A 13,517-nucleotide genomic window follows, 5' to 3' on the forward strand; every position below is an offset into this window, starting at 1 on the left:
AGTTTTTTTAATAAATTAAATTACTTTATACAATCAACCAGTTTATACAATCAACCAGTTTATAATTATTACTATAAATAAAAACACAATATTGTTTTACAGGAGAGAAAAATGGCTAAAAAATTTATTACTATATTTGCATTAGCAGGCTTAGCTATACCTATGACAGTGCCACTTGCAAGTGTTCAACCAAAAACCGTGCAGGCTGCGCAAACCAAGAAAAACAAATATGGTTTTGCAAAACAATTTAGATTTCCCAAAACCTGGCGTGGCAAATGGTATAGCAATAACAATTTTACCCCCAACCCAATGAGTATTCATGCGTCTGCGATCAATATGCCGTTAACTAATGATTATTTTAAAGTAATTAAAGTCGGAATGGTCAAAGGCACAAAGAAATATCCTTGGGAAATGTCTTCAGCTTGGCAAGAGGAAAATCAGAGCATTTTAGCAAAATATTTACGAGTATCTAGTAAAAAAATGCATGGGAGTAAGTGGATCATACTAAGTCCGGTACAGGAAAAGACAACTAAAAACGGAAATGCTTTCACAGTTAAGACTGAAAAAATAGCTGGTAAAAAACATAAAGTTTTATTTCAAAGTAATCCAGAAGATGGTTTAGTAACTAACCAATTTTTTAAAACAAAATCTATAACAAATAAGTATAGTGCATTTGAATTTAAAGATATGAAATATAGTAAAATTAACCCACGTTAATTATTGAAACTGTAGTCGCAACTAATTGTGATTACAGTTTTTAGTTTTAAAAAGGAGAAAAAGTGAAACTACTATTAACAGGGGACAGCATTATTGCCCGTAAAGAAGGACTAAAAGAACCTCGTATTAACAATGCAATTAAAGCAAAAATACCTGATATTGAGATTGTCAATACTGCAGTTTCCGGAGTAAATTCGGGAGCTTTTTATGCATTATTGCCAGATTTGATCCTAAAAGTTGAACGCTGCGATAAGTTGGTATTGCTTTTGGGAACAAACGATATAGCAAAACACAAGCGGGTACCTATCGCTCAATTCAAGAGAAACATGGCTCTCATTATATCTAGCATAATTTGTTTATATTATCCTCAAAATGTAATTTTAATTTCCCCTCCTGCTGTTGATCAAAATAGGCAAAATAAGCGGACCAACCGTGAAATTGCTGTTTATACTGTTGAGCTGATTAAGTTAGCAGAAACCTACAATTTAAATTTTATTAATCTATTCCAAGCTATGATTGGTCATGGCAATTTAACAACACTCTGTAAAGGGCAATTGGATGACGGCTTACATTTTGGAAAAGAAGGATATAACCTATTAGCAAATTTAATAGTTAAAAAACTGCAAGAATAGGAATCAAGCTCAGTATTAGAAAAAATCCTTGCTATGGAGCTAACTCTAAGGTATACACTTTATTACAAATTAATAAAGGAGTACCAAAATGATAGAAACAACACTAAATAATGGTATATCAATGCCTACTCTAGGTATAGGAGTTTTTCAAATAACTGACCTGACTATGGCTGAAAATGTAGTTGTGGATGCAATCCGAATAGGATATCGTCTAATTGACACAGCTTCATCATATGGTAATGAAGAGGCTGTAGGAAAGGCCATTAAAAACAGTGGAGTTGATAGAACCGATTTGTTTATCACCACTAAATTGTGGGTATCTGATACAGGTTATGAGGCAACCAAACGGGCAATTACCAATTCTCTAAGAAAATTACAGCTTGATTATTTAGATCTGTATCTAATACATCAACCTTATGGTGATGTTTATGGTTCCTGGCGTGCAATGGAAGAAGCATATAAGGCCGGAATTATCAGAGCAATTGGAGTTTCTAATTTTTCACCAGACCGTGTTCTCGATTTAAGTTTGTATAATGATATCCGTCCTGTTGTTGACCAAATTGAAATTAATCCTTGGATGCAAGAAGCAAAAGAAGTTTCTTTCCTCCAAGAAAATAAAATTCAACCCGAAGCTTGGGCACCTTTCGCGGAAGGAAAGCATCATATGTTTACTAATTCACTAATTAGGCAAATAGCTGCAGATCATCATAAAACAACTGGTCAAGTTATCTTACGCTGGTTAGTTCAAAGAGGAATAGTAGTCATTCCAAAATCAATTCATCACGATCGCTTGGTAGAAAACAGTAAAATTTTTGACTTTGAATTAAATCAAGCAGAAATGGCACAAATAAAAAATCTGGATAAAAATGAAAGTCAGTTTTTTGATCATCGTGATCCAGCATCAGTGAAAAATATTCATGATTTAATTAGAAACGTAGATTAAAGGAAAACGAATTTTGACAATAAACGAAATCAGTAAAAAATTTAGCTTATCTAAAGATACCTTACGTTACTGGGAAAAAGAAAAGCTGATACCTACTGTTAAGAGGGACAAAAATGGCTATCGCGTGTATGACACAAAAGAGCAAAACTGGGTTTTTTACATTATGGTTTTACGTAAAGCAGGTATGTCTATCAAAAAATTAAAAAAGTTTGTCAATTTATATATGAAAGACTCTTCAACTGCAGAAATACGGAAACATTTGCTAATTGTGCAACGAAGCCAGCTGAATAAGGAAATTATAAATATTAAAAAAACAGTTAATTATCTTGATTATAAAATTGATCATTTTGATGATCAATTGTTAAGTTTTGAAAAAGAAAAACTGGCATATGAAAAACGCATTTAAGCCTTGCCACGATAAACGCTCTTAAAACTAATTAGTAATTTTAGGAGTGTTTTTGTTATTGGTTAGAAGTTAAATTTGGAACAATTACAATTATATCTTGTTTAGCATAATTTAATTTGTTAATATTACTAATAAATTAAAAAATAATTAAAGCTTTTGCTGAAATTATTTTATTGCCATGTGAACTAATAAAGGAGGGCCAAAATGTATCATTATCTCAAAAAACATGCATTTGCAGTTATAACATCTTGTCTATTACTTTTAGTAAATTCTGTATTGCAAGTTTTGGCTGCTACCAAAATGGCCGTACTGGCAAATTATTTAATTGCCGGCAAAATTAGGCCTTTTGTTAGCATGTTGGTAGTGATCTTTTTACTTTGGTTTCTCACGTTTCTTATTTCTTTTCTAGAAAGTTATATTCAAGAAACAGTTATACAAGATATTCTTAGCAATATTCGCAATGACATTGTTACTAGTCTAATTAAACTTTCTCAAAATGAATTTAAACAAAATCCAGTGGATTATTATGAGTCTTACCTGCAAAATGATGTCAATTTAATTCAAAAGAAGGTCTGAATACCTTTTTTCTAATAATACGTTTTAGTGGTAATGCAATTTTTGCGTTAATAGCTTTATACCTTTATAGCAATATTCTATTTCTTGCAGCTATTTTATTAGTTTTAGTGATTATATTAGTCCCGCGGTTCTGCAAAAGATTTCTGACAGCAGGGGTTACTAAAATTTCTCAGGCTAACGAAAATTTTTTAAAATTTACTAGTAGCGGTTTACACGGCTATGATACTCTATACGCTTTTAACGCTTTGGGTGAAATCAAGAAGTTAGTCGCGACGGGATCACAAAGTTTAAAGCAGGCAAATGTACATAACACTGTCAGACGTTCCGCTGTGGATATTATTACAGGTGTAATCAATATTGGTAGTCAACTTCTTATTCTAGGTATTACAGGACTTCTACATTTTCAAGGAAAAATTAGTGCAGGTGCTATTTTGTCCACTGCTGAATTAGCTACTAAGGTTTTTGACTCTGCCGGAATTATTAATCGTTACTTTGCACAATTGCTTTCTACTTCCAGTATTTTTGCTAAATTTAATGAGCTGAAAGGACAAGAGGAATGTGAAAATGATAATTTTGTTAAAACTAATTTTTCAATGGAGTTTCAGTCACTGGAATTTAAAAATGTCACCTTTTCATATCCTAATGCAAAAGAAAAAATCCTGCATAATTTTTCTTATGTCTTTAAAAAAGGTGATTTTTATAAATTAAATGGGATTTCTGGCCGGGGTAAATCCACGTTACTTAAATTGGCAACAGGTCAACTTACTCCTACTAAAGGCGAAATTTTACTAAATGGGATCAATATTACTGTTATACCCCGTAACGTAATAAACTCAATAATTATCTATCTGCCCCAGACAGTGACAGTGTTTCCTCGCAGTATTAATTATAATATCTTGCTGGGACGAAACTATAATAAAGCAAGTCTAGATAGGGTAAAACAAGATTTTGAAGTTAATGAAAATTGGCATTATAATTCCTTATCTGGCGGTCAAACTCAACGTATTGCGTTAGCTAGACTAATCGATACTAAGGGTAAATTAATTTTACTGGATGAGAGCTTTTCCAGTATTGACCTGAAAACAGCACAAGATTTATTGCAAAAATTATTAAATAGGGTGGAAAGCGTAATTGTTGTTTCACATCGAAGTGCAGAAGTTGCTAACTTTTCCTTCAAAAATTTGCTATTAAAATAATATTTTGTAAACTAGCCTAAAAAAGCGTTACTAGCAGTTTAGCTAAGCTATCATGCAAGTAGCGCCTTTTTAATTAAAATTAACATTATATTTACGACCAACGGGTGGAAAAGTTGGCAGTCGTAACGGGGTGGTATGCCATTGAGTAAAAAGCGTGGCACACAATAGGATAAAGGGTACATCTTCAGGACGATCAATATCACAAATTAAAACGACACCCTCACTGCGAACAACAGTCCTAACTGTGGCAACTTTTTTGACACCAAAAAGAAATTTATAGCTTCCTTTTTTAATACTGCCAGTAACTATGTAGTTTAAGCGAGTAACATAGAAAAGGTTAGCTACCTTATTGTTTAACCTTTTAACTTTAACCAAAGAGTGATTAACCACATCAATGGTGTAAGAAGAGATAATGCCATTACCATCAGTGTACAGTCGTCCTATTTCTTTGCCGGTAAACCTTTTTAAGTACAGGGTGTGATTAGGATTATCTAAATTACCTTGAATAATATATTCAATTTGGTCTTCTTCATTTGCGACAGGTATTTGACCATATTCCTGTTTCTGAGTTAATTCCAATAAGTAGCGCATTTAAGCACCTCTATTCTTTTGCGTTATTTTTAATAAATTTCCTTAAAATATAAGCAACTCCATTATCATTGTTTGATTTAGTCCGGACTTGTGCTAATTTCTTAATAGCGGGTACTGCATTTGCCATAGCTACTCCAACACCTGCATCCCTAATCATACTGGCATCATTGAGATTATCCCCAATTGCGGCTACTTCCTCTGTTTTGATACCTTTTTTTCTGGCATAATCTAAAAGAGCAGGGCCTTTCTGTGCTTTAATATCGTTAATCTCAATGTTAGCTGCAGAGCTTGATGTCACAACAACACCGTCTACATCCTTGATTTCTTTTTTAACTTTAGTAAAAGCAGCAGGTCCGTGTGCATCAAAAGCAATTATTTTCATAATTTCGGTTTTGGGGTTAGTTAATAACTTATCAAAGTCTTTTTCCAAGGTCATACTAAACATAGCGTTACTACCAGCCGCGGTTGCAACTGCTTTTTTAAAAGTTACTCCTGGATTCAGAGTCATTAGTGCACGAGCTAAGTTAACCACACGTTTACTGATATCACTTGAATATATTTGCTCGGCGGTAACTAATTCAAAATAAATATTGTTTTGTTCAAGAATATTTGCGATTACACGTGCCTTCTCATTAGGTAATTTATGCTTAATCTGCAAATTATCATTTTCATCATATACTAAGGCACCATTGATATTAATAAAACCCGTTTTTAAGCCATAATCTCTAATAGTTTTCCGTGATTGCCGTGGTGCACGCCCCGTAGCTACTAAAAATTCAATTCCATTTCTTTGTGCTGCTCGAATTGCAGATGCGTTTTCGTCTGAAATTCTCATATCGCTGTTAAAAAGGGTTCCGTCTAAATCACAAGCTACTAATTTAATCACAGATAATTAACTCCTCCTAGTTACAGATCATTTCTTTATCTACCATATTACCATATATGAAGAAATTCTTGCTTTTATAATTTTAGATAATAAAAAGAGCTAAAATGTATTAAATTTCACCACATCGATAATTAATTTCATGATACCATAAAAGTTAGTGAAAGAGAGGCCTGTTGAAATAATGAAAAAGTTTATTGGTAACGACTGGGATGAAATATTAGCTCCCGTTTTCGCAAGCAAAGAATATCAGCAATTACATGAATTTTTAAAAACAGAATATGCTACAAAGAAAATTTATCCTGATATGTATCATATTTTTACTGCTTTCAAACTAACCTCGTTTGCAAATACGAAAGTTGTGATTTTAGGACAAGATCCATATCACAATCCTGGTCAGGCAACTGGAATGAGTTTTTCGGTTAATCCGGGAGTGAAATTGCCTCCTTCCCTTCAAAATATTTATAAGGAATTATATGACGATGTTGGTTGCCGTCCAGTTAATCACGGCTACTTAAAAAAATGGGCAGATCAGGGAGTATTATTGTTAAATGCTGTTTTGACAGTTCCTTATGGTCATGCTAATGGTCATCAAGGAAAGGGTTGGGAAGCTGTGACCGATGCCGCAATTAAAGCTTTGAGCGATCGTGGTAAAGTAGTCTTTATTTTGTGGGGGCGCTTTGCTCAAAACAAAATCGTTTTAATTGACCAAGACAAAAATTTTGTGATTAAATCAGCTCATCCAAGTCCATATTCAGCTGACAGGGGATTTTTTGGTTCAAGACCATTTTCGCGTTGTAATGAAGCGCTGAAAAATTTCGAAGAAACCCCAATCGATTGGCAATTACCCACAAAGGTTACACAAGCAGATTTAGCATAGGTAGGAGATAAATGAGCGTTTTTGATCTATTAAAAAATAAGGTGCAAAATTCGAAAAAAGTATATCAAATAGTTTTTCCGGAAGGAAATGACATACGTATTTTAAATGCAGCCAGTCAGTTATCCCTGGCAAATATTATCAAGCCTATTTTATTAGGTAATACTGAAAAAATAACCAATATAATCCGCAAAAACAATTTAGCTTTTAACGAATTAGCAATAGTTGATCCGATTCACTATAAAAGCAAAAAAGCGATGGTCCAGAGCTTTGTAAAGGCACGTAGAAAAAATGTCCCGCAGGCTGATATTGCTGAAATATTAAATGAGCCCAATTATTTTGGTACTATGTTGGTGAAAATGGGTCTGGCCGATGGCATGGTATCTGGAGCAACTCATTCAACCGCTGAAACGGTTAGACCTGCTCTACAATTGATTCATACCTCTGAAGGGATGAAACGCGTTTCTGGCAGTTTCATTATGGAACGCCAAGATGAGAAATATATTTTTGCAGATTGTGCTATCAATTTAGAGCCAGATAGTGAAACATTGGCGGAAATTGCATACCAATCAGTTCAAACCGCACAAATGATTGATATAAATCCTAAAGTTGCATTTTTGAGTTTTTCAACTAAAGGTTCAGCTAAAGGCGATATGGTTACCAAAGTTAAGAAAGCCGCTGCGCTTTTTCATAAAGAGCACCCTGAAATTCCAGCAGATGGCGAACTGCAATTCGATGCCGCTTTTGTGCCGGATGTGGCGGCTAAAAAGGCTCCTGCTTCCGCAATAAAGGGCCAAGCAAATATCTTCATATTTCCTGAACTGCAATCTGGTAATATTTCCTATAAAATTGCTCAGCGTTTGGGCAATTTTGCAGCTATTGGTCCTATTTTGCAGGGATTACAGAAACCTGTTAACGACCTGTCACGAGGTGCCAGTACACAGGACGTTTATAATATCGCAATTTTAACTGCTGCGCAGGCGTTATTAAGGGATGAAAACAATGAAGCTTAGTATTGATTCTGCTCAGAAAATGCAGGAGCTTGGTGCAGCTATTGCTCAGACCGCCCAGGCACATGATTTATTACTGTTAAATGGCGATCTCGGAGCTGGTAAAACGACTTTAACTCAGGGAATTGGCAGGGCACTGGGAATTAAACGCCCAGTAAAAAGTCCCACTTTTACTATTGTGAGGGAATATCCTGAAGCCAAGCTGCCATTATTTCATATGGATTTTTATCGCTTAGAAAATGATGATTTATCTTCCATCGATTTGACTAACTATTTGTCTGAACCGGGAATAGTTGTAATTGAATGGCCAGACGTAATTCAAAAAGAACTTCCTGAGCAATTTTTACAACTGACCATTAAAAGAGTAGATGATAGCTGGTCTTCAACTAAACGAGTAGTTGAATTTGAGGCAAAGGGTGAAAGATATAAACAATGGGTCAAAAATATTTTGCAGTTACTAACCTAAAAAAGTAGGGTTTTTTAACCCTGCTTTTTTTGCTTATATTTGGTAGACCAAACCTTTGAGAGCCTCGTCTCCATATTTTTCATTTTGTGCTATCAAAATTCCTGCGCAGGCTTCACTATCACTGAGAGCATTATGATGATGCCATAATTCCACGTTAAGAGCTTTAGAAACTGTATCCAGTTTGTGATTAGGCAGCTGGGGTTCAAATAATTTGCTGGTCTGCAAGGTATCGATGACAAAATAATGTGGTTCAGGAATATCATAGCGAGCTAAGCTTTGTCGCATTACATTAGTATCAAAACGGGCATTATGAGCTGTAACCAACATCCCAGGCTGATAGAGTGCTTTGATTTTAGGCCAAACTTCGGCCATAGTCGGAGCATCCTTAACGTCTTCTGCAGTGATATCGTGGATTTGAATATTGCGTGCATCAAAAGGCATTTGCGGATTAATTACAGTATAAAAGCGATCTACAATTTGGTTGTTGCGAACCATTACCAAGGCCAAAGAACAGGCACTTTCAGGATGTCTATTGGCTGTTTCGAAATCCATCGCAATAAAATTCATGTTATCTCCTTTAAATTTTAATTTTAGTATAACATATGATGAAGCTCTTAACTGAATGAGGTAAAATAGAAAAAGATTAGATAAAAGGGGATTTTGGTTTTGAAGTTATCAGATTTAACCAAAAAAGGTTTAGAAATAAAAAAACAGGTTCCACTTAGTAAATACACATTTACGAAAACAGGAGGTCCAGCTGAATTACTTGCTTTTCCTCACAGTGAAAGTGAATTAAGAGATTTAGTCCTTGCTGCTTATGATAACCAGATTCCCTTAACTGTAATAGGCAATGCTTCTAACTTAATTATACGTGATGGTGGTATTTCAGGTCTGGTTTTAATATTAACCGCGATGAACCAAATTAAGGTTGAAGGTAATCAGGTTGTTGCTCAAGCAGGAGCTACTATTGTGGATACGGCTTTTACAGCTGCACATCATGGCCTAAGTGGGTTAGAATTCGCAGCTGGGATACCAGGAAGTGTTGGTGGTGCAGTTTTCATGAACGCTGGTGCTTATGGAGGTGAAACTAGTAACGTTATTCAAAGTGTCAAGGTGATGACGCGGAAGGGAAAAATAAAGCAATATTCTTTATCTGAAATGAATTTTTCTTATAGACATTCATTAGTCCAGGATAATGGTGATATCGTTATAGAGGCTGTTTTTGCATTAAAAAGATCTGCCAAAAGTCGTATTTTAGCAGAAATGAATTATCTTAATGCTTTGCGTAAATATAAACAGCCGCTTGAATACCCCTCATGTGGCAGTGTTTTTAAACGACCGGCCGGTCACTATGTTGGTCCAATGATTATTAAGGCAGGATTACAAGGTAAGCAAATTGGTGGCGCTCAAGATTCCACCAAGCACGCCGGATTTATTGTAAATAAGGGTAATGCTACTGCGACTGATTACCTCAATTTAATTCATCTGATACAGGCAAAAATCAAGTCTCAATTTGGTTTGGATTTGCAAACTGAAGTTAGAATAATTGGCGAACCTGATGAATAAACTGCTACAATTATTATGTTCACACATTAGAGAAAGGAGTATTTATGCAAACTAGCGGAGCACATATTTTTACTTGGGGCAACTTATCTACGATTCTTGATGTCCTGATTATCTGGTTTGTAGTTTATCACTTAGTTATTTTAATCAGGGGAACTAAGGCTGTCCAATTAGCCAAGGGAATTGTGCTGATTTTTATCGTGCGTATTATTGCAGGGATACTGCAACTACATACCACGACTTGGCTGATTGACCAAATTGTTTCTTGGTCTGTAGTTGGAATTATTGTGATTTTTCAACCAGAAATTAGACGTGGTCTCGAACATTTAGGACGCCTGCCAATTTTTGGCGGTCGCGAGGACAGTGCTCGAAGCGAATCAATTAAGTTTATTAATGAAATTGACAAAGCTATTCAATATATGTCAAAAAGAAGGATTGGGGCACTCATTACTATCCAGCAAGAAACTGGCCTGGAAGATTATATTGAAACTGGGATTAAGCTTAACGCCGATGTTACAGGAGAATTATTAATTAACATTTTTATTCCTAATACTCCATTACACGATGGTGCCGTGATTATTAACAAGGATCACAAAATTGCAGTGGCAGCAGCTTATTTACCACTTTCAGATAATAGTATGATTCCTAAAAGATTGGGAACCCGTCACCGGGCTGCTGTAGGGATTTCCGAAGTGACAGATGCAATTACCGTCGTTGTGTCCGAGGAAACAGGTGGGGTAACAATTACCCGTAACGGTCGCTTTATGGTCGATATGACTCGGGATGAATATCTAAAATATCTTACTGCTGAATTGGTACCAAAGAAAAATGATAATGATAAATGGTATCAAAAAATTATCCGTAAAATATGGAAATGGGGTGCTGACCGATGAAAGAGTTTTGGAAAAAATCTTGGTTTATCAGGCTGGTTTCCCTTTTAATTGCAGTTTTATTAGTTATTTATGTCAATTCCACCCAAGAAGGATTTTTATCTCAGGGACAAACTGAAAAGACAAAGCAAACTGCTAATAAGACTGAAACTATCAAAGTACCTTTGCAGGTTTCAGTTGATACGGATAAGTATTACGTTGTAGGCTATCCCGAAAGAGTTAGTGTTACTTTGGAAGGGTCTACGGCACTTGTTACTTCTACGATCAATACCCAAAATTTTAGAGCTTACATTGACTTGACGAAAAAAAGCATTGGTAAGCATAATGTCAAAATTCATATTAATGGCATTAATAAGCAAATTTCTTATTCAGTCAAGCCGCGAAATATTACTGTTGACATTCAGCGACGTAAGTCAACTACAATGCCTGTACAAATAGAGTATAATAAGGGTGCTGTAGCCCCTGGTTATCAGAGAGGTCATTCCAGTGTTTATCCACAACAGGTGGAGGTAACTGGGGCTCGCTCAGAAGTTGATCAAATCGATCAGATTGTTGCCAGGGTGGTTTTACCTAATGGTATTGATCACACTTATGAGCGCCAGGTAAACCTGATTGCAGTAGATAATAAGGGCAGACAGTTGAATGTAATAATTGATCCTGCAACTGCTAAAGTAACAATACCTATTACAACGGCAAAAAAAGTAGTAAAAGTTCAGCTTGAGCCTGAACATGAAAAAACAAATAAAATTTACTCATTGACTGCTAAAACTAAATATGTAACTTTATATGGCAATGAAGATGCTCTGGCGAAAGTTAAGCGCTTGAAAGTTCCGGTTGATTTAGGTTCTGTTAACGTTTCTGCTACCAAAACTATTACTTTCAATTTACCTGACGGTGTAGTTAAATCGAATCCAAGGCAAATTAATGTTGATGTAAAAGTAGAAAATACAAAAGACACACAAAATGTTAATAAATAAGAAAGGTTGTTTAGTAATGTTAAAATATTTTGGCACTGATGGTGTACGTGGGGTGGCTAATCAAGATTTATCTCCTGAATTGGCATTTAAACTAGGGCGAGACGGTGGTTACGTCTTAACTAAAAACAAGTCTAAAGAAGAACAGGCCAAAGTTTTGGTTTCTCGTGATACCAGGATTTCTGGCCAGATGTTAGAATATGCCTTAATATCGGGACTTCTTTCTGTTGGAATTGAGGTCTTGGAGGTAGGTGTAATTACTACACCGGGATTATCGTATCTAGTTCGTGCTCAAGGCGCTGATGCAGGTGTTCAAATTTCTGCTTCCCATAATCCTGTGGAAGACAATGGTATTAAGTTCTTTGGCAGCGATGGTTTGAAATTGTCGGACGAAATGGAAGGCGAAATTGAAAAATTGATTGATGCCCCTGAAGATAGTTTACCTCGACCTTCTGCCAAAGGATTGGGTTCTGTTACCGATTTTCATGAAGGTAGTGCCAAATATTTACAATTTATTGAAAATACTATTCCTGAAGACCTTAGTGGTATTAAGGTTGTTATTGATGGTGCAAATGGTGCCGCCAGCAGCCTAATTTCTCGGTTATTTGCTGATTGTGGCGTTGACTTCACTACTATTGCTATTCATCCCGATGGCCTTAACATTAATGATCACGTTGGAGCCACTCATACTGAAAAACTGCAGGAAGAAGTAGTGAAACAGGGCGCACAACTTGGTCTTGCATTTGACGGTGATGCTGATCGTTGTATCGCTGTCGATGAAAATGGTCATGAAGTTGATGGTGACCATATTATGTATATACTTGGCAGCTATATGGAAGATGGTGGCCGTTTGAAAAAAGATACAATCGTTACCACTGTAATGAGTAATCTGGGATTTACTAAAGCGTTGCAAAGACGTGGTATTAAAAATGTTCGGACTCAAGTGGGCGACCGCTATGTTTCAGAAGAAATGCGTGCGCATGGTTATAATTTAGGTGGAGAACAATCTGGTCACGTGATTATGAGTGATTATCATAATACAGGTGACGGAATGCTAACAGGTTTACATTTGATGTTAGTGATGAAAAGAACTGGCAAAACTCTAACTGAGTTACTAACTGATTTTAAAGAATATCCACAGTGTCTGGTAAACGTTCCGGTAAAAGATAAGAACTCCTGGAAAGAGCATCAACCTATTTTAGATGTAATAAAAGAGGTTGAAAACGATATGGGTGACGATGGTAGAGTATTAGTGCGACCTTCCGGAACACAGTCACTTTTGCGAGTAATGGCTGAAGGACCAACCCAAGAGGAAACCGATGCCTATGTGAAGAGAATAACTGATGTAGTTGAAAAGGAAATGGGCGTGTAAGTAAAATAAACCCATTGCATTTTTGAGTTAAAAAGCAGGTAAATAATAATAAGACCCCAAAATTGACTTCAATTTTGGGGTCTTATTATACAAACTTTACTCAAAAATATTTGTATTATTCTTTTACTTCTTTTTCTATATTGGCTGGCGTGACATCAGCTGCTGTATTCACTGGCTTTAAATGTTTACCAAAAATATATTTAGCAGTAGAAACCTTTACAAAATTACAGTTTAACACTGATGAAGGTGAATCTAAAACTTCATAAAACAGCTCTGCTTTTTTATCTGCTGGAACCCATATATATCTTAAACTTGTAACCGAAACCGTATCACCAGGTCTAAATCTTGATTCGTCTCCCAATTCTCCTTTTGTATTATAAAGATATGCGTCATTCACAAATTTTACAGTCATAATATTGGT

At 35.6% G+C, this 13,517-nt stretch carries 16 protein-coding genes and 1 pseudogene; 13 read left to right on the forward strand and 4 right to left on the reverse strand.

Translation table 11 applies throughout. The annotated features are described in order from the left end of the window. The first annotated feature begins 111 nt into the window (after positions 1–111). From H3R29_RS06800 to H3R29_RS06825, 6 genes are all read left to right on the forward strand, one after another. A complete protein-coding gene (locus tag H3R29_RS06800; RefSeq protein ID WP_198202867.1) occupies positions 112–717 on the forward strand; it encodes a hypothetical protein in 606 nt (201 codons plus the stop codon). A 62-nt stretch (positions 718–779) separates the two neighbouring features. Continuing rightward, positions 780–1,349: a GDSL-type esterase/lipase family protein gene (locus H3R29_RS06805; protein ID WP_198202868.1), complete on the forward strand. Its 570-nt coding sequence runs from the start codon at positions 780–782 to the stop codon at positions 1,347–1,349. An 88-nt stretch (positions 1,350–1,437) separates the two neighbouring features. Next, positions 1,438–2,292, forward strand: coding sequence for an aldo/keto reductase (locus H3R29_RS06810; RefSeq protein ID WP_198202869.1), 855 nt, complete (start codon positions 1,438–1,440; stop codon positions 2,290–2,292). 13 nt (positions 2,293–2,305) lie between these two features. Further along, positions 2,306–2,698, forward strand: a complete 393-nt coding sequence (locus H3R29_RS06815; protein WP_198202870.1) for a MerR family transcriptional regulator — start codon at positions 2,306–2,308, stop codon at positions 2,696–2,698. A gap of 204 nt (positions 2,699–2,902) precedes the next feature. Further along, entirely contained in the window at positions 2,903–3,274 is a 372-nt protein-coding gene (locus H3R29_RS06820; RefSeq protein WP_198202871.1) for an ABC transporter ATP-binding protein, read from the forward strand. 14 nt (positions 3,275–3,288) lie between these two features. After that, on the forward strand, positions 3,289–4,470 hold the full coding sequence (locus H3R29_RS06825) for an ABC transporter ATP-binding protein (RefSeq protein ID WP_370567390.1): 1,182 nt from the start codon (positions 3,289–3,291) through the stop codon (positions 4,468–4,470). A 69-nt stretch (positions 4,471–4,539) separates the two neighbouring features. Here the strand turns inward: H3R29_RS06825 and H3R29_RS06830 are convergent, their stop codons facing one another. Both H3R29_RS06830 and H3R29_RS06835 read right to left on the reverse strand, forming a co-directional pair. Next, positions 4,540–5,061, reverse strand: a complete 522-nt coding sequence (locus H3R29_RS06830) for a hypothetical protein (protein WP_174794329.1) — start codon at positions 5,059–5,061, stop codon at positions 4,540–4,542. A 10-nt stretch (positions 5,062–5,071) separates the two neighbouring features. Next, the gene (locus H3R29_RS06835) at positions 5,072–5,947 is read right to left on the reverse strand and encodes a Cof-type HAD-IIB family hydrolase (protein ID WP_110445883.1); all 876 of its coding nucleotides are present in this window, start codon (positions 5,945–5,947) and stop codon (positions 5,072–5,074) included. 181 nt (positions 5,948–6,128) lie between these two features. Here H3R29_RS06835 and H3R29_RS06840 point away from each other — a divergent pair, with 181 nt between their 5' ends. Genes H3R29_RS06840 through tsaE form a run of 3 tightly spaced genes read left to right on the forward strand, consistent with a single transcriptional unit; the run spans position 6,129 to position 8,297 of the window. Then, positions 6,129–6,824, forward strand: a complete 696-nt coding sequence (locus H3R29_RS06840) for a uracil-DNA glycosylase (protein ID WP_198202873.1) — start codon at positions 6,129–6,131, stop codon at positions 6,822–6,824. Between the two features lie 11 nt (positions 6,825–6,835). Further along, entirely contained in the window at positions 6,836–7,834 is a 999-nt protein-coding gene (pta, locus tag H3R29_RS06845) for a phosphate acetyltransferase (protein WP_174794331.1), read from the forward strand. Further along, the gene (gene tsaE / locus H3R29_RS06850) at positions 7,824–8,297 is read left to right on the forward strand and encodes a tRNA (adenosine(37)-N6)-threonylcarbamoyltransferase complex ATPase subunit type 1 TsaE (RefSeq protein ID WP_110445886.1); all 474 of its coding nucleotides are present in this window, start codon (positions 7,824–7,826) and stop codon (positions 8,295–8,297) included. Before pta ends, tsaE begins: the two co-directional genes overlap by 11 nt. Positions 8,298–8,330: 33 nt before the next feature. Here the strand turns inward: tsaE and H3R29_RS06855 are convergent, their stop codons facing one another. Continuing rightward, positions 8,331–8,864, reverse strand: coding sequence for a 3'-5' exonuclease (locus H3R29_RS06855; protein WP_110445887.1), 534 nt, complete (start codon positions 8,862–8,864; stop codon positions 8,331–8,333). A 99-nt stretch (positions 8,865–8,963) separates the two neighbouring features. Here H3R29_RS06855 and murB point away from each other — a divergent pair, with 99 nt between their 5' ends. Genes murB through glmM form a run of 4 tightly spaced genes read left to right on the forward strand, consistent with a single transcriptional unit; the run spans position 8,964 to position 13,096 of the window. Then, positions 8,964–9,863 carry a UDP-N-acetylmuramate dehydrogenase gene (gene murB, locus H3R29_RS06860; protein ID WP_110445888.1) on the forward strand — a complete coding sequence of 300 codons (900 nt, stop codon included), beginning with the start codon at positions 8,964–8,966 and terminating at the stop codon, positions 9,861–9,863. A gap of 44 nt (positions 9,864–9,907) precedes the next feature. After that, a complete protein-coding gene (gene cdaA / locus H3R29_RS06865) occupies positions 9,908–10,753 on the forward strand; it encodes a diadenylate cyclase CdaA (RefSeq protein ID WP_046324641.1) in 846 nt (281 codons plus the stop codon). Further along, complete coding sequence (locus H3R29_RS06870) at positions 10,750–11,727, forward strand: YbbR-like domain-containing protein (protein ID WP_187156513.1); 978 nt, start codon at positions 10,750–10,752, stop codon at positions 11,725–11,727. The genes cdaA and H3R29_RS06870 overlap by 4 nt, the downstream gene beginning before the upstream one ends. 16 nt (positions 11,728–11,743) lie before the next feature. Then, positions 11,744–13,096, forward strand: coding sequence for a phosphoglucosamine mutase (glmM, locus tag H3R29_RS06875; protein WP_122037440.1), 1,353 nt, complete (start codon positions 11,744–11,746; stop codon positions 13,094–13,096). Positions 13,097–13,211: 115 nt separating this feature from the next. Here the strand turns inward: glmM and H3R29_RS06880 are convergent. Continuing rightward, positions 13,212–13,517: pseudogene (locus tag H3R29_RS06880) on the reverse strand (hypothetical protein); the annotation flags it as partial.

This window comes from Lactobacillus sp. M0393 (assembly GCF_016102025.1).
GTDB classification, from domain to species: domain Bacteria; phylum Bacillota; class Bacilli; order Lactobacillales; family Lactobacillaceae; genus Lactobacillus; species Lactobacillus melliventris.

Coding starts and splice junctions, on each gene's coding strand:
- H3R29_RS06830 (WP_174794329.1), bottom strand. CDS start 5,061: ATGCGCTACTTATTGGAATTAACTCAGAAACAGGAATATGGTCAAATA.
- cdaA (WP_046324641.1), top strand. CDS start 9,908: ATGCAAACTAGCGGAGCACATATTTTTACTTGGGGCAACTTATCTACG.
- H3R29_RS06800 (WP_198202867.1), top strand. CDS start 112: ATGGCTAAAAAATTTATTACTATATTTGCATTAGCAGGCTTAGCTATA.
- tsaE (WP_110445886.1), top strand. CDS start 7,824: ATGAAGCTTAGTATTGATTCTGCTCAGAAAATGCAGGAGCTTGGTGCA.
- glmM (WP_122037440.1), top strand. CDS start 11,744: ATGTTAAAATATTTTGGCACTGATGGTGTACGTGGGGTGGCTAATCAA.
- pta (WP_174794331.1), top strand. CDS start 6,836: ATGAGCGTTTTTGATCTATTAAAAAATAAGGTGCAAAATTCGAAAAAA.
- H3R29_RS06840 (WP_198202873.1), top strand. CDS start 6,129: ATGAAAAAGTTTATTGGTAACGACTGGGATGAAATATTAGCTCCCGTT.
- H3R29_RS06855 (WP_110445887.1), bottom strand. CDS start 8,864: ATGAATTTTATTGCGATGGATTTCGAAACAGCCAATAGACATCCTGAA.
- H3R29_RS06870 (WP_187156513.1), top strand. CDS start 10,750: ATGAAAGAGTTTTGGAAAAAATCTTGGTTTATCAGGCTGGTTTCCCTT.
- H3R29_RS06810 (WP_198202869.1), top strand. CDS start 1,438: ATGATAGAAACAACACTAAATAATGGTATATCAATGCCTACTCTAGGT.
- H3R29_RS06820 (WP_198202871.1), top strand. CDS start 2,903: ATGTATCATTATCTCAAAAAACATGCATTTGCAGTTATAACATCTTGT.